The sequence below is a fragment of the Enterobacter cloacae genome (assembly GCF_011078175.1).
Classification (GTDB): domain Bacteria; phylum Pseudomonadota; class Gammaproteobacteria; order Enterobacterales; family Enterobacteriaceae; genus Enterobacter; species Enterobacter cloacae_Q.
In genome coordinates, this window is sequence record NZ_JAALCJ010000003.1 from 472,613 (window position 1) to 497,083 (window position 24,471).

At 55.3% G+C, this 24,471-nt stretch carries 25 protein-coding genes; 14 read left to right on the plus strand and 11 right to left on the minus strand.

Annotated elements, in window-relative coordinates; all coding sequences use genetic code 11:
* Positions 1 to 16 precede the first annotated feature (16 nt).
* Entirely contained in the window at positions 17 to 3,340 is a 3,324-nt protein-coding gene (gene mscM, locus G6Q29_RS09415) for a miniconductance mechanosensitive channel MscM (RefSeq protein ID WP_165465383.1), read from the plus strand.
* Between the two features lie 35 nt (positions 3,341 to 3,375).
* On the opposite strand, the gene yjeM is transcribed toward mscM, so the two are convergent.
* The gene (yjeM, locus tag G6Q29_RS09420; protein ID WP_165465384.1) at positions 3,376 to 4,875 is read right to left on the minus strand and encodes a glutamate/gamma-aminobutyrate family transporter YjeM; all 1,500 of its coding nucleotides are present in this window, start codon (positions 4,873 to 4,875) and stop codon (positions 3,376 to 3,378) included.
* Between the two features lie 197 nt (positions 4,876 to 5,072).
* Positions 5,073 to 6,050, minus strand: a complete 978-nt coding sequence (gene epmA, locus G6Q29_RS09425; RefSeq protein ID WP_165465385.1) for an elongation factor P--(R)-beta-lysine ligase — start codon at positions 6,048 to 6,050, stop codon at positions 5,073 to 5,075.
* Between the two features lie 310 nt (positions 6,051 to 6,360).
* Here epmA and frdA point away from each other — a divergent pair, with 310 nt between their 5' ends.
* From frdA to frdD, 4 genes are read left to right on the plus strand one after another with little or no spacing between them, the layout of a single operon-like run.
* On the plus strand, positions 6,361 to 8,151 hold the full coding sequence (frdA, locus tag G6Q29_RS09430; RefSeq protein WP_165465386.1) for a fumarate reductase (quinol) flavoprotein subunit: 1,791 nt from the start codon (positions 6,361 to 6,363) through the stop codon (positions 8,149 to 8,151).
* Entirely contained in the window at positions 8,144 to 8,878 is a 735-nt protein-coding gene (gene frdB / locus G6Q29_RS09435) for a fumarate reductase iron-sulfur protein (RefSeq protein WP_006810403.1), read from the plus strand. Before frdA ends, frdB begins: the two co-directional genes overlap by 8 nt.
* A 10-nt stretch (positions 8,879 to 8,888) precedes the next feature.
* Complete coding sequence (gene frdC / locus G6Q29_RS09440; RefSeq protein ID WP_165465420.1) at positions 8,889 to 9,284, plus strand: fumarate reductase subunit FrdC; 396 nt, start codon at positions 8,889 to 8,891, stop codon at positions 9,282 to 9,284.
* Positions 9,285 to 9,294: 10 nt separating this feature from the next.
* Complete coding sequence (gene frdD / locus G6Q29_RS09445; protein WP_165465387.1) at positions 9,295 to 9,654, plus strand: fumarate reductase subunit FrdD; 360 nt, start codon at positions 9,295 to 9,297, stop codon at positions 9,652 to 9,654.
* Between the two features lie 29 nt (positions 9,655 to 9,683).
* Here the strand turns inward: frdD and ampR are convergent, their stop codons facing one another.
* Entirely contained in the window at positions 9,684 to 10,559 is an 876-nt protein-coding gene (gene ampR / locus G6Q29_RS09450) for a LysR family transcriptional regulator AmpR (RefSeq protein WP_165465388.1), read from the minus strand.
* 132 nt (positions 10,560 to 10,691) lie between these two features.
* Here ampR and blaACT point away from each other — a divergent pair, with 132 nt between their 5' ends.
* Positions 10,692 to 11,837, plus strand: a complete 1,146-nt coding sequence (gene blaACT, locus G6Q29_RS09455) for an ACT family cephalosporin-hydrolyzing class C beta-lactamase (RefSeq protein ID WP_165465389.1) — start codon at positions 10,692 to 10,694, stop codon at positions 11,835 to 11,837.
* 105 nt (positions 11,838 to 11,942) lie between these two features.
* Complete coding sequence (locus tag G6Q29_RS09460; RefSeq protein WP_165465390.1) at positions 11,943 to 12,473, plus strand: lipocalin family protein; 531 nt, start codon at positions 11,943 to 11,945, stop codon at positions 12,471 to 12,473.
* Here G6Q29_RS09460 and sugE read toward each other — a convergent pair.
* Complete coding sequence (sugE, locus tag G6Q29_RS09465; RefSeq protein ID WP_015572453.1) at positions 12,470 to 12,787, minus strand: quaternary ammonium compound efflux SMR transporter SugE; 318 nt, start codon at positions 12,785 to 12,787, stop codon at positions 12,470 to 12,472. The two genes, G6Q29_RS09460 and sugE, sit on opposite strands and share 4 nt — an antisense overlap.
* Before the next feature lie 262 nt (positions 12,788 to 13,049).
* Here sugE and G6Q29_RS09470 point away from each other — a divergent pair, with 262 nt between their 5' ends.
* Entirely contained in the window at positions 13,050 to 13,649 is a 600-nt protein-coding gene (locus G6Q29_RS09470; RefSeq protein ID WP_165465391.1) for a LuxR C-terminal-related transcriptional regulator, read from the plus strand.
* A 36-nt stretch (positions 13,650 to 13,685) separates the two neighbouring features.
* Here the strand turns inward: G6Q29_RS09470 and ecnB are convergent, their stop codons facing one another.
* The 3 genes from ecnB to efp form a co-directional block, all read right to left on the minus strand.
* Positions 13,686 to 13,832 (minus strand): lipoprotein toxin entericidin B, encoded by a 147-nt coding sequence (ecnB, locus tag G6Q29_RS09475; RefSeq protein WP_003855942.1) that lies wholly within the window; start codon positions 13,830 to 13,832, stop codon positions 13,686 to 13,688.
* Positions 13,833 to 13,940: 108 nt separating this feature from the next.
* Positions 13,941 to 14,072, minus strand: coding sequence for an entericidin A/B family lipoprotein (locus tag G6Q29_RS09480; protein WP_006810410.1), 132 nt, complete (start codon positions 14,070 to 14,072; stop codon positions 13,941 to 13,943).
* 57 nt (positions 14,073 to 14,129) lie between these two features.
* The gene (gene efp / locus G6Q29_RS09485) at positions 14,130 to 14,696 is read right to left on the minus strand and encodes an elongation factor P (protein ID WP_003855940.1); all 567 of its coding nucleotides are present in this window, start codon (positions 14,694 to 14,696) and stop codon (positions 14,130 to 14,132) included.
* 40 nt (positions 14,697 to 14,736) lie between these two features.
* Between efp and epmB the strand changes: the two genes are divergently transcribed.
* Positions 14,737 to 15,765 carry an EF-P beta-lysylation protein EpmB gene (epmB, locus tag G6Q29_RS09490; RefSeq protein WP_165465392.1) on the plus strand — a complete coding sequence of 343 codons (1,029 nt, stop codon included), beginning with the start codon at positions 14,737 to 14,739 and terminating at the stop codon, positions 15,763 to 15,765.
* Positions 15,766 to 15,830: 65 nt separating this feature from the next.
* On the opposite strand, the gene G6Q29_RS09495 is transcribed toward epmB, so the two are convergent.
* On the minus strand, positions 15,831 to 16,184 hold the full coding sequence (locus G6Q29_RS09495) for a DUF4156 domain-containing protein (RefSeq protein ID WP_165465393.1): 354 nt from the start codon (positions 16,182 to 16,184) through the stop codon (positions 15,831 to 15,833).
* A 233-nt stretch (positions 16,185 to 16,417) separates the two neighbouring features.
* Here G6Q29_RS09495 and G6Q29_RS09500 point away from each other — a divergent pair, with 233 nt between their 5' ends.
* Genes G6Q29_RS09500 through iadA form a run of 3 tightly spaced genes read left to right on the plus strand, consistent with a single transcriptional unit; the run spans position 16,418 to position 18,697 of the window.
* Positions 16,418 to 17,065, plus strand: a complete 648-nt coding sequence (locus G6Q29_RS09500) for a nucleoside recognition domain-containing protein (protein ID WP_165465394.1) — start codon at positions 16,418 to 16,420, stop codon at positions 17,063 to 17,065.
* The gene (locus tag G6Q29_RS09505; protein WP_165465395.1) at positions 17,062 to 17,523 is read left to right on the plus strand and encodes a YjiG family protein; all 462 of its coding nucleotides are present in this window, start codon (positions 17,062 to 17,064) and stop codon (positions 17,521 to 17,523) included. Before G6Q29_RS09500 ends, G6Q29_RS09505 begins: the two co-directional genes overlap by 4 nt.
* A gap of 10 nt (positions 17,524 to 17,533) precedes the next feature.
* On the plus strand, positions 17,534 to 18,697 hold the full coding sequence (iadA, locus tag G6Q29_RS09510; RefSeq protein ID WP_165465396.1) for a beta-aspartyl-peptidase: 1,164 nt from the start codon (positions 17,534 to 17,536) through the stop codon (positions 18,695 to 18,697).
* A gap of 65 nt (positions 18,698 to 18,762) precedes the next feature.
* Here iadA and groL read toward each other — a convergent pair whose 3' ends face one another.
* A complete protein-coding gene (gene groL, locus G6Q29_RS09515; protein ID WP_015572446.1) occupies positions 18,763 to 20,409 on the minus strand; it encodes a chaperonin GroEL in 1,647 nt (548 codons plus the stop codon).
* A 39-nt stretch (positions 20,410 to 20,448) separates the two neighbouring features.
* A complete protein-coding gene (locus G6Q29_RS09520; protein WP_003855929.1) occupies positions 20,449 to 20,742 on the minus strand; it encodes a co-chaperone GroES in 294 nt (97 codons plus the stop codon).
* 178 nt (positions 20,743 to 20,920) lie between these two features.
* On the opposite strand from G6Q29_RS09520, the gene yjeH reads away from it, so the two are divergent.
* Positions 20,921 to 22,168 carry an L-methionine/branched-chain amino acid transporter gene (gene yjeH / locus G6Q29_RS09525; RefSeq protein WP_165465397.1) on the plus strand — a complete coding sequence of 416 codons (1,248 nt, stop codon included), beginning with the start codon at positions 20,921 to 20,923 and terminating at the stop codon, positions 22,166 to 22,168.
* 22 nt (positions 22,169 to 22,190) lie between these two features.
* Here the strand turns inward: yjeH and G6Q29_RS09530 are convergent, their stop codons facing one another.
* Positions 22,191 to 22,655 carry an FxsA family protein gene (locus G6Q29_RS09530; RefSeq protein WP_010427775.1) on the minus strand — a complete coding sequence of 155 codons (465 nt, stop codon included), beginning with the start codon at positions 22,653 to 22,655 and terminating at the stop codon, positions 22,191 to 22,193.
* Between the two features lie 335 nt (positions 22,656 to 22,990).
* Between G6Q29_RS09530 and aspA the strand changes: the two genes are divergently transcribed.
* Entirely contained in the window at positions 22,991 to 24,427 is a 1,437-nt protein-coding gene (gene aspA, locus G6Q29_RS09535; RefSeq protein ID WP_003855923.1) for an aspartate ammonia-lyase, read from the plus strand.
* The last annotated feature ends 44 nt before the right edge of the window (positions 24,428 to 24,471 follow it).

Here is a 24,471-nt window from a genome sequence, read left to right on the forward strand (position 1 = left end):
CAGAAGGATCGCTGACGTGCGCCCGATTATCGTATTACTGATGGCCTGGTGCCTCAGCATGGGGGCGTACGCAGCGACGGCTCCCGACGCCAAACAGATAACCCAGGAGCTGGAGCAGGCAAAAGCGGCAAAACCCGCTCAGCCGGAGACCGTTGAGTCGCTCCAGTCTGCACTGAACGCGCTTGAGGAACGAAAGGGTTCCCTTGAGCGCGCGCAGCAGTATCAGCAGGTTATCGACAACTTCCCCAAACTCTCTCAGACCCTGCGTTCGCAGCTAAATAACCTGCGCGATGAACCACGCCAGGTCCCCGCGGGGATGACGTCCGAGGCGCTGAATCAGGAGATCCTGCAAGTTAGCAGCCAGCTGCTGGAAAAAAGCCGGCTGGCGCAGCAGGAACAGGAACGGGCGCGTGAAATTGCCGATTCCCTCAGTCAGCTTCCCCAGCAGCAAACGGATGCCCGCCGTCAGTTAAATGAGGTGGAACGCCGCATCGGGACGCAGACAGGCAGCACACCGCAGAATCAGGCGCAAAATCTTGGTCTACAGGCGGAATCCGCCAGACTTAAAGCGCTGGTCGATGAACTGGAGCTGGCGCAGCTTTCCGCTAACAACCGCCAGGAGCTGTCGCGGATGCGTTCCGAGCTGGCGCAGAAGCAGAGCCAGCAGCTGGATGCGTATCTTCAGGCGCTGAGAAATCAACTCAACAGCCAGCGCCAGCGTGAAGCTGAACGTGCGCTGGAAAGCACTGAATTACTGGCCGAAAACAGCGCTAACCTGCCCGACAGCATCGTCGCCCAGTTTAAGGTTAACCGCGAGCTTTCTGCCGCGCTGAATCAGCAGGCGCAGCGCATGGATTTGGTCGCCTCGCAGCAGCGTCAGGCGACCAATCAAACGCTTCAGGTTCGTCAGGCGCTCAACACGCTGCGTGAACAGTCCCAGTGGCTTGGCTCGTCTAACCTGTTGGGCGAAGCGTTACGCGCGCAGGTGGCTCGTCTGCCAGAGATGCCAAAACCGCAGCAGCTTGATACGGAGATGGCGCAACTGCGCGTTCAGCGTCTTCATTATGAAGACCTCCTCAACAAGCAGCCGCAAATCCGCCAGATCCGTCAGGCTGACGGACAGCCCCTCACCGGCGAGCAAAGTCGTATTCTGGAAGCACAGCTGCGCACTCAGCGCGAACTGCTCAACTCCCTGTTGCAGGGGGGCGATACGCTGATCCTGGAGCTGACCAAGCTGAAAGTCTCGAATAGCCAGCTGGAGGATGCGCTGAAAGAGGTCAACGAAGCTACGCACCGTTACCTTTTCTGGACGTCAGACGTAAGGCCGATGACCTTCGCCTGGCCGATTGAGATCGTTCAGGACCTGCGCCGCCTCATTTCGCTGGACACCTTCAGCCAGCTGGGCCTAGCCAGCGTAATGATGATAACCAGCAAGGAGACCATCTTCCCGCTGCTGGGGGCGCTGATTCTGGTGGGCTTCAGTATTTATTCCCGTCGTCACTTCACCCGTTTCCTTGAGCGCTCCAGTGCCCGTGTGGGAAAAGTGACCCAGGATCACTTCTGGCTGACGCTGCGTACTGTTTTCTGGTCAATTCTGGTCGCGTCTCCGTTGCCGGTGCTGTGGATGACGCTCGGATATGGCCTGCGTGAAGCCTGGCCCTATCCGCTTGCGGTCGCAATTGGCGATGGCGTGACCGCCACCGTTCCGCTGCTGTGGGTGGTGATGATTTGCGCCACGTTTGCGCGGCCAAATGGTCTGTTCATCGCTCACTTTGGCTGGCCGCGTAATCGCGTTGCGCGGGCGATGCGTTACTACCTGATGAGTATCGGGCTGATTGTGCCGCTGATTATGGCGCTGATCATGTTCGATAACCTCAATGATCGGGAGTTCTCCGGCTCGCTGGGGCGGCTGTGCTTTATGCTGATCTGCGGGGCGTTAGCGGTGGTGACGCTCAGCCTCAAACGCGCCGGGATACCGCTCTATCTCGACAAGACCGGCAGTGGCGATAACATGTTAAACCGTCTGCTGTGGAACCTGCTGCTCAGCGCACCGCTGGCGGCGATGCTGGCCGCAGCGGTCGGTTATCTCGCCACGTCGCAGGCGCTGCTCGCACGACTGGAAACATCGGTGGCTATCTGGTTCCTGCTGCTGGTGGTCTACCACGTTATCCGCCGCGGCATGCTGATCCAGCGTCGTCGTCTGGCGTTTGACCGTGCCAAACATCGTCGCGCAGAAATTCTGGCCCAGCGCGCACGGGGCGAGGAGGAGCCGAACCACGTCAACAGCACCGAAGGAACTACAGACGCAGATGACGTTGAACTGGATCTGGATGCGATCAGTACCCAGTCCCTGCGGCTGGTACGTTCAATTCTGATGCTGGTTGCCCTGCTGTCGGTAATCTTCCTGTGGTCGGAAATACACTCCGCGTTTGGCTTCCTGGAGAACATCTCTTTGTGGGATGTGACGTCCACGGTGCAGGGGGTCGAAAGCCTGGAGCCCATCACCTTAGGGGCCGTGCTGATTGCGATCCTGGTGTTGATTATCACCACGCAGCTGATACGTAACTTCCCTGCCCTACTTGAGCTGGCGCTGTTGCAGCATCTGGATTTAACCCCCGGCACGGGCTATGCGATCACCACCATCACCAAGTATTTAATCATGTTGTTTGGTGGGCTGGTTGGCTTCTCGATGATTGGTATCGAATGGTCAAAACTTCAGTGGCTGGTTGCCGCCCTGACCGTAGGCCTGGGCTTTGGTTTACAGGAGATTTTTGCCAACTTCGTTTCTGGTCTGATCATTCTGTTTGAAAAGCCGATTCGAATTGGCGATACGGTAACTATCCGCGATCTGACCGGCAGCGTCACCAGGATCAACACTCGCGCCACCACCATCAGCGACTGGGACCGTAAGGAGATCATCGTCCCAAACAAAGCGTTTATCACCGAGCAGTTTATCAACTGGTCGCTGTCTGACTCCGTCACGCGTGTGGTGCTGACCGTACCCGCCCCGTCGGATGCCAACAGCGAAGAGGTGACGCAGATCCTGTATACGGCTGCTGAACGGTGTTCGCTGGTAATCGACAACCCGCCGCCGGAAGTATTCCTGGTAGATTTGCAGCAGGGGATCCAGATTTTCGAGCTACGTATCTATGCCGCGGAGATGGGCCATCGTATGCCGCTGCGCCATGAAATCCACCAGCTGATTCTGGCTGGATTCCGCGAGCACGGAATTGATATGCCGTTCCCACCGTTTCAGATGCGTCTGGAAACGCTGGACGGACGTAAGACGGGAAGAACGTTGACGTCAGCGGCGCGCACGCGCCCGGCGGGAAGTTTATAATCCTTTCCCCCTCCCTGCCGGGAGGGGGCATTCCTTTACGCCACTTCTGCTATAAAGGCCGTCGAACGACGACGGTAATGCTCATAAATTCCCATTGCCAGCAGCGAGAAGAAAATCGGTCCACCAACCATCCACAGCGTGCTATTCCAGTCATTTGCCTCAATCACGGGCTGGATGACGGTAAAGATGTTGGCGAACGCGACGACCAGCACCACGACAGTGGTCGCCAGCAGCGTCGCCGCGCGGGTTTTGAAGATCACAAACGGCCGCGCCAGATCCTGCTTCGCCTTAAAGAACGGGAACGCCAGCGCCAGGAACAGGTACGGAAGCGTCATCGATACATTCGCCATCAGGGTCAGCTTATTATAAAACGCCGATGCGGTATCGCCGCCGAAGGACACCAGCAGAATAAACACACATACCAGCAGGCACTGCATCCACATCGCGTTGGCAGGCATACCGGCAGCATTCAGCTGAGTCATACGTGCGGGCCACAGCGCCTTTGGCGTCCCCTGAATAATCGCTTTCAGCGGCGAGTAGATCAGCGTGAAGAACGCACCAGTATAGGCGAGGAACATCGACAAACCGGTAATCCGCGCAAACCAGATCCCCACGGTGTCCGACGTTTCTGGCGCGAGATCCAGGGTATTCCCCAGCGTCATCCCCAGGCTTTTCATCAGCACGTAGGTAACATTGCCGAGGTTAGTGGTGTTATTGCTCAACACCTGCTGCCAGTTTGTACTGACGCCCCAGAGGAAAATCGCGAGTGAGTAACCAATGGAAATGACGATGGCGGCAAAGATAATGCCTTTGGCGAAGTTTTTTTCGGGATTTTCTGTTTTGTCGACCAGCCCGCCCACGGCTTCAATACCACCGTAAGCAAAAATGGCAAACACCACGAAGGAGAGCATGGCCAGCCCGGACTGGTAACCTGGATTAGGCGATGAAACGAAGCTGACTTCCTGTGCGAAATGCCCACCGTTCAGGCACAGAATGGCGATGCTGGTCAGCAGCAGCACCAGGTTCAGGCACATCACAGAAATACCGCCAACCGCGGTGATACGGGCAATTTTGTTGATGCCTTTGGAGGCCACCAGCGTGACCCCTACCATCCAGCATACCGCCAGAATACCGACCACCTGCGTGGAACTTAGCCCCGCCAGGGACCAGACCTGCGTTTTATCCGCACCGAAGAGAAACGTTGAGAACGGCACCCAGACCTTAGCCGCCGTGCTGACCATCCATACGACATACGATGAAAACCACATGAACGTACCGATAAACGCGTAACGCGGACCGACGCTGTTGTTCATCCACGAATAGATGCCGCCCTCTTCTTTCCGGTAAGCTGAGCCCATCTCGGCCATCATCAGCGCAAACGGAATAAAGAAGAACAGAGCGGAAACGATATAAAACGGCGTTGCGCTGTAGCCCATCAGATAAAATGCGGACGGGCTGTTGGCAAAGCCAAAGACTGACGTAAAAATCATCAGGATGAGCCCGGTAAGGGTCATTTTTTTGAGTGAGTGAGACATATAACCATCCGAAACGGAATTAAACTGCGCGGATGGTAGCAGATGACCAGACAAATATTGTGGCTATCCGAGTCAAATTAAGAAAAAGACCCATGTATAAAGATAGTGGCAGTTTTTAATGTTGTTACGCGGGAATGGAAAGGAAAATTGCCATAAGGAGCGTAGGCCGGGTTAGCACAGCGCCACCCGGCATTTTTTCAGGCGCGATCGACCGTAAAGGCAATCACATCGCCCAGTTGCTCGGCACCCAGCGCCAGCATGACCAGACGATCCACACCCAGCGCCACGCCGGAACAGTCCGGCAGGCCGGCCTTAAGCGCTTCCAGCAGATGTGTATCAATTGGCTGCTGAGGCAGGCCGCGTGCGTTGCGCTTGCGGTTATCCTGCTCGAAACGCTGCTGCTGCTCGCGCGCGTCGGTCAGCTCGTGAAAACCGTTCGCCAGCTCGATGCCTTTGAAATAGACCTCAAAACGCTCCGCCACGCGGTGATCTTCGGTGCTGATCTGCGCCAGTGATGCCTGGCTGGCCGGGAAGTGATAGACAAACGTCGGACGATCTTTGCCAATCTGCGGTTCAACGCCAAAGGTGAACAGCAGTTGCAGGAGCGTGTCGCGATCTTCTTCGGTATCCGCCACGTTGCTCAAATCCAGTTTTGCCGCCACTTCACGCAGCAGTGTTTTATCAGCCGACAGCGGATCGATTTCAAGATGACGCTGGAAGGCCTGCTGATAGGAGAGCGTTTCAGCTTCCGCGCAATCGAGCACCTGTTGCAGCAGATCGTCGACTTCATTCATCAGACGATACATATCATAGTGCGGCCGGTACCACTCCAGCATGGTGAATTCCGGATTATGGTGTCGGCCCATCTCTTCATTACGGAAGCTACGGCACAGCTGATAGACCGGGCCACATCCGGCCGCCAGCAGACGCTTCATATGGTATTCCGGGCTGGTCATCAGATAAAGATTCATGCCCTGAGAGTGACCTGGGCCAACAAAACGGGTTTCAAACGGGACCAGATGAATATCCGTGACCGTCGCCTGACTCATGCACGGCGTTTCCACCTCCAGGACACCGCGATCCGCAAAGAAGCGGCGGATCTCCGCCATAATTGCTGCGCGCTTTAGCAGGTTTGGAATGGATGCGCTCGGCTGCCAGGTGGCCGTTTCGCTCATGAGTTATTTCTCCGTTTTCAGACAAGGGCACGAAGTCTACTCGTAAGCCGGGGCAGAGACAAATTTTGCACAATAAAAATCCCTTTTCATTGCACAGAGAAATATTGTGACGCCATTCATTAATCACGATGATAAATCACCGCACAGAACAGCAAAAAAATCGAACACGTCAAATTTCCCTCACTTCTACGCGGTTATACTGTTTTACCCATAAAGGAGCAGTGGAATCGCTTCCGCAATCGCCCGTTCGGGCAGGTGAACGTCCTTTAGCTCATCGCGTTGCGGGAAAACAAAAATCTGGAGGAATGTCGTGCAAACTTTTCAAGCCGATCTTGCCGTAATAGGCGCTGGCGGGGCTGGATTACGCGCTGCAATTGCTGCGGCACAAGCCAATCCGAACGCTAAAATCGCATTGATTTCAAAAGTCTATCCGATGCGCAGCCACACGGTAGCCGCAGAAGGAGGATCCGCCGCCGTCGCGCAGGATCATGACAGCTTCGAATACCATTTCCACGACACGGTTGCAGGGGGCGACTGGCTTTGCGAACAGGATGTCGTTGATTACTTCGTGCACCATTGCCCAACGGAGATGACCCAGCTGGAACAGTGGGGTTGCCCGTGGAGCCGCCGTCCGGACGGGAGCGTCAACGTCCGCCGCTTCGGTGGCATGAAGATCGAACGCACCTGGTTTGCCGCCGATAAGACCGGCTTCCACATGCTGCACACCCTGTTCCAGACCTCCCTCCAGTTCCCACAAATCCAGCGCTTTGACGAACATTTCGTTCTCGACATTCTGGTCGACGACGGTCATGCGCGCGGACTGGTTGCAATGAACATGATGGAAGGCACGCTTGTCCAGATCCGCGCAAATGCGGTGGTGATGGCAACGGGCGGTGCGGGGCGCGTATATCGCTACAATACTAATGGCGGCATTGTCACCGGTGACGGCATGGGCATGGCGCTCAGCCACGGCGTACCGCTGCGTGATATGGAATTTGTTCAATATCACCCAACCGGCCTGCCCGGCTCCGGCATCCTGATGACGGAAGGCTGCCGTGGCGAAGGCGGTATTCTGGTCAACAAAAACGGTTACCGTTATCTACAGGATTACGGTATGGGCCCGGAAACCCCGCTTGGCGAGCCGAAAAATAAATACATGGAACTCGGCCCACGCGACAAAGTCTCTCAGGCTTTCTGGCACGAGTGGCGCAAAGGCAACACCATCTCAACGCCGCGCGGCGACGTGGTACATCTCGACCTGCGCCACCTTGGCGAGAAGAAATTACTGGAGCGTCTGCCGTTCATCTGCGAACTGGCAAAAGCCTATGTGGGCGTCGATCCGGTGAAAGAGCCGATCCCGGTGCGTCCAACCGCGCACTACACCATGGGCGGTATCGAGACAGACCCGCAGTGCGAAACCCGCATCAAAGGACTTTTTGCCGTGGGCGAGTGTTCCTCCGTGGGTCTGCACGGCGCAAACCGTCTGGGCTCGAACTCGCTGGCTGAGCTGGTGGTCTTTGGTCGCATGGCGGGCGAACGCGCGATGGAGCGTGCCGCAACGGCAGGCGAAGGCAACAGCGCGGCGCTGGATGCGCAGGTTGCAGACGTTGAAAAACGCCTGAAAGACCTGGTGAACCAGGAAGGTAACGAAAACTGGTCGAAGATCCGCGACGAAATGGGGCTGTCGATGGAAGAAGGCTGTGGGATCTACCGTACGCCAGAACTGATGCAGAAAACCGTCGACAAGCTGGCTGAGTTGCAGGAGCGCTTCAAGCGCGTGCGCATTACCGACACCTCCAGCGTCTTCAATACCGATCTGCTTTATACCATTGAACTGGGCCACGGCCTGAACGTCGCAGAGTGTATGGCCCATTCGGCCCTGGCGCGTAAAGAGTCCCGCGGCGCGCACCAGCGCCTGGATGAGGGCTGCACCGAACGTGACGACGTCAATTTCCTGAAACACACTCTCGCCTGGCGCGATGCGGATGGCACTACGCGACTGGACTACAGCGACGTGAAAATCACCACGCTGCCACCGGCGAAACGCGTGTACGGTGCAGAGGCAGAAGCCGCCGATAAGAAGGAGAAGGCGAATGGCTGAGATGCAAAAACTGAAAATTGAAGTGGTGCGCTACAATCCGGAAGTGGACGCTGCGCCGCACAGCGCTTTCTATGAAGTCCCTTACGATGAGCAGACCTCCCTTCTGGATGCGCTCGGCTATATCAAAGATAACCTGGCCCCAGACCTGAGCTACCGCTGGTCCTGCCGCATGGCAATTTGCGGCTCCTGCGGCATGATGGTCAACAAGGTGCCGAAGCTGGCATGTAAAACCTTCCTGCGTGATTACACCAAAGGCATCAAGGTTGAAGCGCTGGGCAATTTCCCGATTGAGCGCGATCTGGTGGTCGACATGACTCACTTTATCGAAAGCCTCGAAGCGATTAAGCCGTACATCATCGGCAACCCGCGCACGCCGGATCAGGGCCCTAACACCCAGACGCCCGCGCAGATGGCGAAATACCATCAGTTCTCCGGCTGCATCAACTGCGGCCTGTGCTACGCCGCCTGTCCGCAGTTTGGCCTGAACCCTGAGTTTATCGGCCCGGCCGCCATTACCCTGGCGCACCGCTATAACGAAGACAGCCGCGACCACGGCAAAAAAGAACGTATGGCCCAGCTGAACAGCCAGAACGGGGTCTGGACCTGCACGTTTGTCGGTTACTGCTCCGAAGTCTGTCCGAAGCATGTCGACCCGGCCGCCGCCATTCAGCAGGGGAAGGTGGAAAGCTCGAAAGACTTTCTTATCGCTACCCTGAAACCACGCTAAGGAGTGCATGATGACGACTAAACGCAAAGCCTACGTGCGACCAATGCCGTCCACCTGGTGGAAAAAACTGCCGTTTTATCGCTTCTATATGCTGCGTGAAGGCACGGCAGTGCCCGCGGTCTGGTTCAGCCTCGAACTGATGTACGGGGTTTATGCCCTCAAGCACGGCCCGGAAGCCTGGGCCAGTTTTGTGAGTTTCCTGCAAAACCCAATCATCGTAGTGCTGAACCTGATTGTGCTCGCCGCCGCACTGCTTCATACCAAAACCTGGTTTGAACTGGCGCCAAAAGCAGCGAACATCATTGTAAAAGGCGAAAAAATGGGGCCAGAGCCGGTCATTAAGGGGCTCTGGACAGTGACGGCAGTGGTCTCTGTGGTCATCCTCTTTGTCGCACTGTTCTGGTAAGGAGACGACTGTGATCAATAAAAATCCAAAACGTTCAGATGAGCCGGTCTTCTGGGGGCTGTTTGGTGCAGGCGGCATGTGGAGCGCCATTATTGCCCCGGTCATTATCCTGCTGGTCGGGATCATGCTGCCGCTGGGGCTGTTCCCGGGCGATGCGCTGAGCTATGAGCGCGTAATGGCCTTTGCGAGCAGCTTTATTGGCCGCGTGTTCATCTTCCTGATGATCGTCCTGCCGCTGTGGTGCGGTCTGCACCGTATCCACCATGCGATGCACGATCTGAAAATCCATGTGCCAAGCGGTAAATGGGTCTTCTACGGTCTGGCGACTATTCTGACGGTCGTCACGCTGATTGCCGTGGTCACCATCTGACTGAACAGGCCCGCCTTCCGGCGGGCTTTTTATTTCTTCATCTTCGCTACCAGCCACCGGGAAAATTCACGCATGGCGGGCGTTTCTGCCCGGGACTGCAATCGGGTCAGCCAGTAGCTGCCGAGCTCAATCTGCGTTGCAAAGGGCTGCACAATGCGCTCGCTGGCTAACAGATGGGTAAACATATCGACAGGCGCGATAGCAATGCCCACTCCCGCCTGAGCGGCCTCCAGCATGGTCACGGACGAATCAAACACCATCACACGGTGCGTTGGCGAAGGGGGATGCTCGCCGGCCGCCTGCATCCATGCGGACCACTCGTCGCGCCGGTAGGAACGCAGCAGCATAAACCTGAGGATATCGGCCGGACTGTGCAGACGGGCGGCAATATCCGGCGTACACAGCGGCGCGAGCGGCGCATGACAAAGAAATTCAGCCTCGGTGCCGTGCCACGCCCCGCCGCCGTAGCGGATCGTGTAGTCAAGCCCTTCGGCAGCCGGATCAACGCGGTTATTATGGGTGGAAAGCTGAAGATCGATATGCGGATAGCCACGGCGAAAATCCTCCAGTTGCGAGAATAAAACCCCGGTGGCAAATGTACCCACCACGCCGATTTTCAGCTTCTCCTGCGCACGATGGTTAGCGAAGCGATCCAGCATGCCGGCAATTCGATCGAACGAATCGTTCAGTACCGGCAGTAAATTTTCGCCCTCGGTAGTCAACATCAGCCCACGCGAAACGCGAACGAACAGCTGACAGTTCAGGTGCTGCTCCAGCGTCTTCACATGCTGGCTAATGGCCGAGTGCGTCACGTTCAGCTCAATGGCCGCATGCGTAAAGCTGAGATGTCTTGCGGCGGCTTCAAAGGCTCGAAGCGAATTGAGAGGGAGATAGCTTCGCGTCATGGTCTCATCCGTTAGAAAAATTAACAGCTAATGCTAAATTTAACCGTTTGTCAGGCACAGTCAAATCCAACAGACTACGCCTGTCTGACGGGCCCGGACATCCCCTTGACTCGCTATTACGGAAGATAATTAATGATGAAAAAATCCCATTGCTGCGCCCTGCTGCTCGGCATCTCTTGCTCTGCTCTCGCCGCGCCAGTGTCAGAAAAACAGCTGACGGAGGTGGTCACGAATACGGTTGCCCCGCTGATGAAAGCCCAGTCTATTCCAGGCATGGCGGTGGCCGTTATTTATCAGGGAAAACCGCACTATTACACGTTTGGCAAGGCCGATATCGCGGCCAATAAACCAGTTACGCGACAGACCCTGTTCGAGCTGGGTTCTATAAGTAAAACCTTCACCGGTGTTTTAGGTGGAGATGCCCTTGCTCGCGGTGAAATTTCGCTGGACGATCCGGTGACCAAATACTGGCCTGAACTGACGGGCAAGCAGTGGCAGGGTATTCGTATGCTGGATCTCGCAACCTACACCGCGGGCGGCCTGCCGCTACAGGTACCGGATGAGGTCACCGATAACGCCTCCCTGCTGCGCTTTTATCAAAACTGGCAGCCGCAGTGGAAGCCTGGCACAACGCGTCTTTACGCCAACGCCAGCATCGGGCTTTTTGGTGCGCTGGCGGTCAAACCTTCCGGCATGCCCTATGAGCAGGCTATGACGACGCGGGTCCTTAAGCCGCTCAAGCTGAGCCATACCTGGATTAACGTGCCGAAAGCGGAAGAGGCGCATTACGCCTGGGGCTATCGTGACGGTAAAGCGGTGCACGTTTCGCCGGGTATGCTGGATGCACAAGCCTATGGCGTGAAAACTAACGTGCAGGATATGGCAAACTGGATCATAGCGAACATGGCTCCGGAGGACGTTGCTGATGCCTCGCTAAAGCAGGGCATCGCGCTGGCGCAGTCGCGCTACTGGCGTATCGGATCAATGTATCAGGGCCTGGGCTGGGAGATGCTCAACTGGCCCGTGGAGGCCAACACGGTGGTCGAGGGCAGCGACAGTAAGGTGGCGCTGGCGCCTTTGCCCGTCGTAGAAGTGAATCCACCGGCTCCCCCTGTCAACGCGTCATGGGTCCATAAAACGGGTTCTACTGGCGGGTTTGGCAGCTATGTGGCATTTATTCCTGAAAAGCAGATCGGTATTGTGATGCTCGCGAATAAAAGCTATCCGAACCCGGCACGCGTTGAGGCGGCATACCGTATCCTCGAGGCGCTACAGTAAAACATTGCCGGGTGGCGCTGTGCTGACCCGGCAAAACATCCTGCACAATCTTCCGCATTTTCCCTGCTGTCATCTACACTTAACAAAAATAGTAAGGAAACTCCTATGCGCATTTTGCCTGTTATTGCCGCAGTAACAGCCGCGTTTTTAGTGGTTGCTTGCAGTTCCCCTACTCCTCCCCCTGGCGTCACGGTAGTCAGTAATTTCGACGCACAGCGCTTCCTCGGCACCTGGTATGAAATCGCCCGATTGGACCATCAGTTCGAACGGGGCTTAGAAAAAGTCACGGTCAGCTACAGCGCGATGGATGACGGCGGGATCCGGGTCATTAACCGCGGCTATAACCCGGATCGCCAGATGTGGCAGCAGTCAGTTGGTCAGGCCTATTTCACCGGAACCTCTAACCGCGCGGCCATGAAAGTCTCTTTCATCGGCCCATTTTACGGCGGATACAACGTCATTGCGCTGGACAGAGAGTACCGTCATGCGCTGGTGTGTGGGCCGGATCGCAACTATCTGTGGATCCTCTCCCGCACGCCAACGATCCCGGCGGAAATGAAACAGCAGATGCTGGACATAGCGACCCGGCAAGGGTTTGATGTGACGAAATTAATCTGGGTAAAACAGCCGCATTAGTGCGTACTGAGTTTTAATCCGATGATACCCGCAACAATCAACGCGAGGCTGGCGATGCGCGCCAGACTCGCAGATTCCCCCAACAGCAGAATACCGGTAATGGCAGCCCCTACCGCGCCAATTCCTGTCCAGACAGCGTAAGCCGTTCCAACCGGCAAGGTACGCATCGCCCACGACAGCATGACGATACTGACAATCATTGCGGCGATGGTGATGACGCTGGGCGTCAGGCGGGTAAAACCGTGAGTGTATTTCAGACCAATTGCCCACACCACTTCGAGCAAACCGGCAATAACAAGAACGATCCAGGACATATCAGGCTCCTTAACTTAAAGACAAGTTGGGGCCGTCCCCGATGAAAGAAGCGCTTACGGGTCGTCCCGCAAGGCTGAGGTTGCGCCTTATAGTTTGGTTAGCATGGAGTTTTTTTTCAAACTTTTTCTGCTGAACACGTTAAGGCAAGAAATAGCCTCAGTAAGACACGCAGTTCACGCATTTATGACTCATCCGACTTCTCTATGATGATAAGCTTTCTGATGGCAGGAAGCCAAACCACTAGCCGACTGCGAAAATTTTATGTTCAAAATCCTTTTGATTGACCGTTGTCACTTCACCCGCACGGGATTTGAAGCCTGGGCCAATCATTCAGACCTGTTTTCGGGTCATTTCGTCGTAACCGGGGTGAATAACCTTTTCCTTGCCAGAGAGCATATTCTGCAATGGAAACCTGCGCTGGTCATCGCTGATTTATCTGGCTTCCGGCAGGATTTACATCATTTTCAGCAGCTATCCTCTCTGCTGATTGCCAGCGAAACGTTGCCTTTTATTTTACTGCAATCGAGGCAGGAGCAGGAGATGACAAACTATCTGGCGCAGTACCCGATATGGGCTTCACTCTCCAAAAATACCGATCTGGAAGGACTGGCCGCGGTGATAAACGACGCGCTGACGTCATGCGAAAGCGCAGAGCTTCCGGAAATGGCAGCGCCGTTACTGACGCGTCAGGAAGAGAAAGTTTTGACACTGTGGATGGAGGGTGCGAGCAATCAGAAAATTGCCAGCAATCTACACATTAACGGGAAAACGGTGTACACATACAAACGCAATATCCGGATGAAGCTTCATATGGATACGCGCTACTCCCCGTTTTTATCACTACAGGAAGTGGAGAATTGACGGTACGGTAAATGACCTGCCGTACCGTCGCTTTCATTAGTTCTGAGCTTTAGTTGCTGCGCCAGAAATCGCGTTACCACCGTCGGAGATATCTTCCCCTACGCCACGGGTGGTGTTACATGCAGTCAGTACCGAAGAAAGCACCAGAACAGAAAAGATCGCTGCAATTGTTTTCTTAACCATAATATCTTCCTTTTATAGCCAAAGTTATTTTGTGTATAGCAACTTAAGAATAGACAAGATCTTGTCGTTTGACGGAAAAGGAAGAATTTTTAGGAAAATTAGACGGAATTAGCTGGCCGCATGGGAAATGATATGGCCGAGATCCTGGATATCTTCACCCACGCCACGCGCGGTGTTGCAACCGGAGAGAATTGCGCTGGAAAGCGCTAACAGAAGCAGAATTTTAACGGTACGTTTCATCTTCCCTGCCTGCAAAATCAGGCGCAGCGGGCGCTGCGCCTTTAATCATGACGTAAATTACTTCACGCGGGATACGTATTCGCCGGAGCGGGTATCCACTTTGATCACTTCACCGATCTGTACGAACAGTGGCACTTTCACCACTGCGCCGGTAGACAGGGTAGCAGGCTTGCCGCCAGTACCGGCGGTATCACCTTTCAGGCCTGGATCGGTTTCAACGATTTCCAGCTCAACGAAGTTCGGCGGCGTAACGGCGATAGGCTGACCGTTCCACAGGGTCACGATGCACTCAGCCTGGTCCAGCAGCCACTTGGCGTTGTCGCCAATCGCTTTTGCGTCCGCTGACAGCTGCTCGAAGGTTTCGTTGTTCATGAAGTGCCAGAACTCACCGTCGTTGTACAGGTAAGTCAGGTTCATATCGACAACATCAGCGCCTTCAGCGGAGTCGGTAGATTTGAAGGTTTTCTCAACACGGGTACCGGTCAGCAGGCGGCGCAGCTTAACGCGCGCAAATGCCTGGCCTTTACCTGGTTTAACGAATTCGCTGGCTTCAACCGCGTACGGTTCGCCGTCCATCATGATTTTAAGACCAGCACGAAAATCGTTGCTATAGTACGTTGCCATAAGGCCCTCTAAATTTGTTAACTGGTAGCTAAGCCACAAAATGGCGCATATTGTAACCCTAAACACCCCGTCCAGAGAAGATTGGTTATCGCAACTTGCCGATGTAATCACCAGTCCTGATGAATTGCTGCGTCTTTTAGACCTCGAACAGCACGAAGCGTTGCGTGCAGGCCGTGAGGCGAAGCGCCTTTTCGCCCTGCGCGTTCCACGCGCGTTTGTTGCCCGAATGGAAAAGGGTAACCCTGATGATCCATTATTAAAACAAACACTTACCTCTCAGGATGAGTTTATTACCGCCCCCGGATACAGCACCGATCCGCTGGAAGAGCAGAACAGTGTCGTACCGGGTTTGCTGCATAAATACCGCAATCGCGCCCTGCTGCTGGTTAAAGGCGGGTGCGCGGTAAATTGCCGCTATTGCTTCCGTCGCCACTTCCCGTACGCCGAAAACCAGGGCAATAAACGCAACTGGCAGGTGGCGCTGGACTACATCGCGGCGCACACGGAGCTGGATGAAATCATCTTTTCCGGCGGCGACCCGCTGATGGCAAAAGATCATGAACTGGACTGGCTGCTGACTCAGCTTGAGACCCTCCCACACATTAAGCGTCTGCGCATTCACAGCCGTTTACCGATCGTCATCCCGGCGCGTATCACCGACGCCCTGGTCACGCGCCTGGAGCAGTCCCGTTTGCAGGTGCTGCTGGTGAACCATATCAACCACGCGAATGAAATTGACGCGGACTTTCGTGAGGCTATGGCGCGTATGCGAAAGGCAGGCGTGACGCTGCTCAATCAGAGCGTATTACTGCGCGGCGTGAACGACAGCGCCCGCGTGCTGGCCGATCTCAGCAATGCCTTATTTGATGCGGGCGTTATGCCCTATTACCTGCATGTTCTGGATCGCGTCCAGGGCGCGGCGCACTTCATGGTGACGGATGAAGAGGCCCGGAGGATTATGCGCGAGCTGTTAACGCTGGTATCAGGTTATATGGTGCCCAAGCTGGCACGTGAGATTGGCGGAGAGCCGAGTAAGACGCCGCTGGATTTGCAGCTGCGGCAGCAGTAAAAAGACAGGTGGCGCTACGCTTACCTGCCCTGGAGATAAAGCGGCAGCGCCATCAAAAGGTTATATCAGTTTGGGCACTTATAGACCTGGCCGTTCATCTGGCTGGCGGTTGGCACAAAGCTGGACAACATACCCTGCGTCGGACTGCTCACGCCGTAAATCACGTTGCCGCCCATCGCCGCAGCCTGATTACGCAGGGCATTGGCTGCACCGCGCATAGAGCCGCCTTCTTCGCCGTGCTGTCCCGACATCCAGTTGCTTTGCTCGCCAGTGGCGGTGCCTAACAGCTGGCATTCGCTGCCCGGCTTATCTTCCACAAAGCGAACGCTCTGGCCCGCTGCCGTCAGCTCACTGCTGGTGCTACAACCCGCCAGCAGCAATGCTGCACCTACAATCCCTGCACAGACTTTTATGCGCATGTTATTCCTCGTTTTCAATAAGCTGGACAGTAGTTGTCCGCGTGTAAACCTTATACTAAAAAGATGACCAAAAGAAAAATGCTGAGCATTTCTGCGAGCCAGATTCCGCTGGCACTCCTCCGACATCTTAAATGAATTCTGATAATAACCTTTGGGATATCGTGTTTTAGCCTCCGATCGTTTTTAGTGATGCGACGTACAGCTTTTGTACGCGACGCAAAAAAGGGGGTTTCATGAGTGCATCATCCTCAGGAGAGGAAAAAGTAACCTGGGTGGGCTATCTGGCTTTCGTGCTCACCATCGTATTTTTCTCAGGTTTTTTCGCCAAAAGTACCGAATGGTGGCGCGTGCTGGATTTTACCGTCCTGAACGGCAGCTTTGGACCGGTGAACGGCGCGCTAACGTTTCGCGGCGAGGGCGGCACAGGAGCAAAAGACGGTTTTTTGTTTGCCCTTGAACTGGCGCCCTCGGTCATTTTATCGCTGGGGATCATTGCCGTTACCGAGGGGCTGGGCGGGCTGCGCGCCGCACAACAGCTTATGACGCCCATTCTGCGCCCGCTGCTCGGCGTGCCGGGCATCTGCTCTCTGGCGCTTATCGCCAACCTGCAAAATACCGATGCAGCCGCAGGGATGACCAAAGAGTTGACCGACGAAGGGGCGATTACTGACCATGAACGCGCCATCTTCGCCACCTTCCAGACCAGCGGTAGCGCCATCATTACCAACTATTTTTCGTCCGGTGCCGCACTCTTTACCTTTATTACCGTCCCGGTGATCGCGCCGCTTGCCGTCATTCTGGTGTTCAAATTTGTTGGCGCGAACTTCCTGCGACTGTGGATCGCCCACATGGAAGTTCACCGTGTTCAGGAGGAAAAATGATCGCCCAGCCGCGTAAAAATATCATGGACCTGTTTATCGATGGCGCCCGCCGCGGCTTTACCATCGCCACCACCAGCCTGCTGCCGAACGTGGTCATGGCGTTTGTCATCATTCAGGCGCTCAAGGTAACCGGCCTGCTGGATATTGTCGGCAGGGTATGCGAGCCCATCATGGCCCTGTGGGGTCTTCCGGGTGCGGCTGCAACGGTTCTTCTGGCCTCGGTGATGAGCATGGGGGGCGGAGTGGGGGTCTGCGCCAGTCTGGTCGCTGCCGGCACGCTCAACGGTCACGATGCCACCATCCTGCTGCCCGCTATCTATCTGATGGGTAATCCGGTGCAAAACACGGGCCGTTGCCTTGGCACCGCAGGCGTCAACCCGAAGTATTATCCGCACATCATCGCTGTCTGCGTCATTAACGCCCTGCTCTCAATGTGGATGATGCAGTTGCTCTTCTGAGGAGATAAAAATGGATTTTTCAGTGCTGGAACCCCATCTTTTCCGCAATGCGCATCTTTACGCGCCGGAGGATCGGGGCCGTTGCGATCTGCTGATTGCCGGGGGAAAAATCATCGCAGTCGAAAAAACGGGCCACGCCACAACGAGGCCAGACTGTCCTGAAAGCGATCTCGCCGGAGCGGTGGTTTGTCCGGGGTTTATCGATCAGCATGTACACCTGATTGGCGGCGGCGGCGAAGCCGGTCCCCATACCCGAACGCCAGAGGTGCGATTGTCTGCGCTGGTGGCGGCTGGTATCACCTCCGTTGTTGGCCTGCTGGGCACCGACGGCGTGACCCGCCATCCCGAGTCGCTGCTGGCGAAAACGCGGGCGCTTGAGCATGAAGGGATCAGCGCGTGGATGCTGACAGGCGCATATGGCCTGCCTTCTCCGACGATTACCGGCAGTATCGAAAAAGATGTTGCGCTAATTGATAAAATCATTGGCGTGAAATGCGCGATTTCCGACCATCGCTCTTCCGCACCGGCAGATGACCAGCTCGCGAATATGGCCGCCCAGTCACGCGTCGGCGGGCTGCTGGGTGCCAAAGCGGGTATCTCCGTTTTTCACCTCGGCAACAGCCCGAAGCTGCTGGAGCCGCTGCTTAATATCCTGAATAACGCCGACGTGCCCCGCACGAAGCTGCTGCCAACCCACGTCAACCGCGCCCAGGCACTGTTCCTCGCCGCACTGGACTATGCCCGCGAAGGGGGATACATCGACATCACCACCAGCATCAGCGAGCCTGTTGATGCCGCCACCGCCATCGCGACGGCCCGTGAAGCGCAGGTGCCGTTTAACCGGCTCACGCTCAGCTCGGATGGCAACGGCAGCCAGCCGAATTTTGACGCAAACGGTAATCTTGTTGGCATTGGCGTGGCGGGCTTCGACTCTCTGCTCGAAACCCTACAGCAACTGGTCAGCCAGCACCACCTGCCGCTTGAAGAGGCGCTTCTGCCGTTTACGCGCAACGTGGCGGAGTTTCTCGGGCTGGAGCATAAGGGTCGAATCGCGCCCGGATGCGATGCCGATTTTCTGGTGATGACGGACGATCTGAAGATACGTGAGGTCTGGGCGAAAGGCCGCCAGATGGTGCGTGAAGGAGTTGTGTGCGTGAAAGGCACGTTTGAGTAGAAGACAATAAAAAACCCCGGGCGTTGCGGCCCGGGGTTCGTTCTGAGCGGTTCAGAACAACATGATTACATCATGCCGCCCATGCCACCCATGCCGCCCATACCACCAGCAGCACCTAAGTCAGGCGCGTCGCCTTTAGGCAGGTCGGTCACCATGCACTCGGTCGTGATCATCAGGCCAGCTACAGATGCCGCGTATTGCAGAGCAGAACGGGTCACTTTAGTTGGATCCAGGATACCGAAGTCGATCATGTTGCCGTATTCTTCGGTTGCCGCGTTGTAACCGTAGTTACCTTCACCCGCTTTCACGTTGTTGGCAACAACAGACGGCTCTTCACCGGCGTTGGACACGATCTGACGCAGAGGAGCTTCCATCGCGCGCAGCGCAACTTTGATACCCACGTTCTGATCTTCGTTCTGAGCAGTCAGGCCAGCCAGTTTAGCGGCTACACGCACCAGCGCGACACCACCACCAGCAACCACGCCTTCTTCTACCGCAGCACGGGTCGCGTGCAGGGCATCGTCTACGCGTGCTTTCTTCTCTTTCATTTCAACTTCGGTAGCCGCACCAACTTTGATTACCGCTACGCCGCCTGCCAGTTTCGCTACGCGCTCCTGGAGTTTTTCACGGTCGTAATCGGAAGTTGCTTCTTCGATCTGCTTACGGATCTGACCAACACGGCCCTGAATAGCAGCTTCTTCACCCACACCGTCGATGATGGTAGTGGTGTCTTTGTTGATCACAACACGTTTCGCCTGGCCCAGGTCTTCCAGGGTCGCTTTTTCCAGCTCCATACCGATCTCTTCAGAGATCACGGTACCGCCGGTCAGGGTAGCGATATCCTGAAGCATCGCCTTACGACGATCGCCGAAGCCAGGTGCTTTAACCGCAGCCACTTTCACGATGCCACGCATGGTGTTAACCACCAGGGTTGCCAGCGCTTCGCCTTCAACGTCTTCAGCGATGATAACCAGCGGCTTGCCTGCTTTCGCAACGGCTTCCAGTACTGGCAGCATTTCGCGGATGTTGGAGATTTTCTTGTCAGCCAGCAGGATGAACGGGCTTTCCAGCTCAACAGCGCCCGTTTCTGGCTTGTTGATGAAGTATGGGGAGAGGTAACCGCGGTCGAACTGCATACCTTCAACCACGTCCAGTTCGTCTTCCAGACCAGTACCGTCTTCAACGGTGATCACGCCTTCTTTACCGACTTTATCCATCGCTTCAGCGATCAGTTTACCTACGGTTTCGTCGGAGTTAGCGGAGATAGTACCAACCTGAGCAATGGCTTTAGAGTCAGAGCACGGTACGGACAGCGCTTTCAGTTCTTCAACAGCAGAGGCGACAGCTTTGTCGATACCACGTTTCAGATCCATTGGGTTCATACCCGCAGCAACGGCTTTCAGGCCTTCGGTGATGATCGCCTGCGCCAGTACGGTCGCGGTGGTGGTGCCGTCACCGGCAGCGTCGTTCGCTTTAGAGGCAACTTCTTTCACCATCTGTGCGCCCATGTTTTCGAACTTGTCTTCCAGCTCGATTTCACGTGCAACAGAAACACCATCTTTGGTGATGGTTGGCGCGCCGAAGGATTTGTCCAGCACTACGTTACGGCCTTTCGGGCCCAGAGTGACTTTCACTGCGTCTGCCAGTACGTTTACGCCGCGGAGCATTTTTACACGAGCGTCGTTACCGAATTTTACGTCTTTAGCTGCCATGTTCTTATTTCCTCAAATTCGTACAGTTTCGTGCGTAAATTACGCTTCAACAATTGCCAGAATATCGCTCTCGGACATGATCAACACTTCTTCATTGTCGATCTTCTCTGATTTCACGCCGTAGCCATCGTTGAAAATGACGATGTCACCAACTTTAACGTCCAGTGGCTGCACAGTTCCGTTTTCAAGAATGCGGCCCTTACCGACAGCGATGATTTCGCCACGCGTTGATTTTGCTGCTGCTGAACCGGTCAGAACGATACCGCCAGCAGACTTGGTTTCAACTTCTTTACGTTTGACGATCACACGATCATGTAACGGACGAATACTCATTGATAGCTCTCCTTTGAGAAAGTCATTATCAGTTATGGATGACGCCGGTCCGCATGCGGTTTTCCGGCTAGTGCCCTGAGAGATGGGGATAGCTTTTTACCCCTTCAAGGGGTAATCGAAAAAAAATTTGCGAAAGTGTTACCATCCCCTCTCTTTTGATGGTGGCGGGATGAGGTAAATGAGTGGACTCAGGCAGGAGTTGGGGCTGGCGCAGGGCATTGGCTTACTCTCAACGTCTTTGTTAGGCACGGGGGTATTTGCGGTTCCCGCGCTGGCGGCGTTGGTTGCCGGCAATAACAGTCTTTGGGCATGGCCGGTACTGATCGTGCTGGTGTTTCCGGTGGCGATTGTGTTTGCCATCCTCGGGCGGCACTTCCCCAGCGCAGGCGGCGTAGCGCATTTTGTCGGCATGGCGTTTGGGCCGCGAATGGAACGCGTCACCGGCTGGCTATTTTTGTCGGTGATACCCGTTGGCCTTCCGGCTGCCCTGCATATCGCGACCGGCTTCGGACAGGCGCTGTTTGGCTGGCACGATGAACAGCTGCTGCTGGCTGAACTCGGTACGCTGGCGATTGTGTGGTGGGTTGGCTCACGCGGGGCCAGTTCCAGCGCCAATCTGCAAACGCTGGTCGCCGTGTTAATTGTCGCGCTGATCGTCGCCATCTGGTTTGCGGGTGACATTAGCGTGGCGGATATCCCTTTCCCGGCGATTAACGGCATCGACCATACACAGCTTTTTGCTGCGCTATCCGTCATGTTCTGGTGTTTCGTCGGCCTGGAGGCGTTCGCTCATCTGGCATCCGAGTTCAAACAGCCCGAGCGTGATTTCCCCCGCGCCCTGATGATTGGCCTGCTGCTGGCGGGCACCGTGTACTGGGCCTGTACCGTACTGGTGCTTCACTTCAACGCGTTCGGTGAAGAGAAAGCCGCCGCTGCGTCGCTGCCGGGCATCGTGGTGCAGCTGTTTGGCGTGAAAGCCCTGTGGGTAGCCTGCGTGATTGGCTATCTCGCCTGCTTTGCCAGCCTCAACATCTATATTCAGAGCTTCGCCCGGCTGGTGTGGTCTCAGGCACTTTATAAACCGGGTAGCCCCCTCTCACGCCTGTCAAAGCGTCAGCTTCCGGTGAATGCGCTGAATACCGTACTGGGCTGCTGCGTAGTGAGTTCCCTGGCCATTTATCTCCTCGGCATCAACCTTGACGCGCTGATTGTCTACGCCAACGGTATTTTCATCATGATCTACCTGCTGTGCATGCTGGCGGGCTGTCGTTTGCTGAGAGGACGCTTTAAGGCGCTGGCGGCCGTAGGGTGTGTCCTGTGCCTGCTGCTGCTGGCAATGGTGGGGTGGAAAAGTGTGTACGCCATTGTCATGCTGGCGGGGCTGTGGGTGTTTTTACCGAAGCGGGAAAACCCGCAGGCCCGGTGAGTGAGCCCACCGGGCCAGAAACTCACCGATCGTCTTTATGATCTAACCGGTCGCGCTGGTCATCCTTACGCTGGTACTCTCCTTCGAAGGTATCACCTGGCCCCGTACTAAAACCACCGCCCGGCATGCGGCTAAAACGCAGGTGCGGCAGCAGCTTCATGGTCAGATGTTTTTGCACCGGCGGCAGAAGCAGTAAAAGGCCGAGGAAGTCGGTAAAGAAGCCAGGCAGAATCAGCAGCAAACCCGCAATAATCAGCGATACGCTTTTGATCATCTCGGCTGCCGGGCTTTCGCCTGCGGCCATTTTCTGCTGCATTAACAGGAAATTTTTGAAACCCTGATTGCGCACCAGCGACATGCCGATGACGGAGGTGAAGATCACCAGAATCAGCGTCAGCAGGACGCCCAGCACATGGGCAACCTGGATGAAAATCGAAATCTCAATGTAAACATAAAGAAAGAAAGCAATAAATGGTATCCAGCGCACTGGCATCTCCTGTGTGGCAGGTGCCTTCTGGCCCCTGACTGAATGTGTTCGCGAAGCGCGTAGATAAGAAGTGGCGACGGTTAGCCAAAATTCAATCGGTTTGCACGGATATTTTTTCTGGAAATATTAAAGCGGTGACATATTTCACAGATTAATAATTATCATGAAATTGGGTCGATAATAAGTGATCCAGCTTACGGCAATTCGCTATCATCAGCATATGATCTCGAACATCTGGCCGATTGAGGGAATAATCGTCGGTCATAAAATATTCAAAACCACATATATACTGTGTGTTTAGTACAATCCATCGGCAGCTTGAAAAGAAGGTTCACATGTTAAACAACATTCGTATCGAAGAAGATTTGTTGGGTACCAGGGAAGTTCCAGCGGATGCCTACTATGGTGTTCACACTCTGAGAGCGATTGAAAACTTCTACATCAGCAACAGCAAAATCAGCGACATCCCTGAATTTGTACGTGGCATGGTGATGGTAAAAAAAGCCGCGGCTCTGGCGAACAAAGAGCTGCAAACCATTCCTAAAAGCGCTGCAAATGCGATTATCGCCGCGTGCGATGAGGTGCTGAACAACGGCAAATGCATGGATCAGTTCCCGGTTGACGTCTATCAGGGCGGCGCGGGCACCTCTGTTAACATGAATACCAACGAAGTACTGGCAAACATCGGCCTGGAGCTGATGGGTCATCAGAAAGGTGAATACCAGTACCTGAACCCGAACGACCACGTTAACAAATGTCAGTCCACCAACGACGCCTACCCAACCGGCTTCCGCATCGCGGTGTATGCCTCTGTCGTTAAACTGGTCGACGCGATTAATCAGTTGGGCGATGGCTTCCAGCGTAAAGCCGTTGAGTTCCAGGACATCCTGAAAATGGGCCGTACCCAGTTGCAGGACGCGGTGCCAATGACCCTTGGACAGGAATTCCACGCATTTAACGTGCTGCTGAATGAAGAGACGAAAAACCTGCTGCGCACGTCCGAACTGCTGCTGGAAGTGAACCTGGGCGCAACCGCCATCGGTACACGCCTGAACACGCCAGATGGCTATCAGCAGCTGGCAGTACAAAAGCTGGCTGAAGTGTCCAACCTGCCGGTTGTGCCTGCGGAAGACCTGATTGAAGCCACCTCAGACTGCGGCGCCTACGTGATGGTGCACAGTGCATTGAAACGTCTGGCGGTGAAACTGTCTAAAATCTGTAACGACCTGCGCCTGCTCTCCTCCGGTCCGCGCGCTGGTCTGAATGAAATCAATCTGCCAGAGTTGCAGGCGGGTTCATCCATCATGCCAGCTAAAGTGAACCCGGTGGTGCCGGAAGTGGTGAACCAGGTTTGCTTCAAGGTTATTGGTAACGACACGACCGTCACCATGGCCTCCGAAGCCGGTCAGCTTCAGCTGAACGTGATGGAGCCGGTGATTGGCCAGGCGATGTTTGAATCTATCCATATTCTGACCAACGCCTGCTACAACCTGCTGGAAAAATGCATTAACGGCATCACCGCGAACAAAGAAGTGTGTGAAGGCTACGTCTACAACTCCATCGGCATCGTCACCTACCTCAACCCGTTCATCGGCCACCACAACGGCGACATCGTCGGGAAGATTTGTGCCGAAACCGGTAAGAGCGTGCGTGAGGTGGTTCTCGAGCGAGGATTGTTGACCGAAGCCGAACTGGACGATATCTTCTCCGCCCAGAACCTGATGCACCCGGCATATAAAGCGAAACGATATACCGATGAAAGCGAACAGTAACCGTTCAGGCTAAGCTTCCGAAAGGCACGTCACTTGTGACGTGC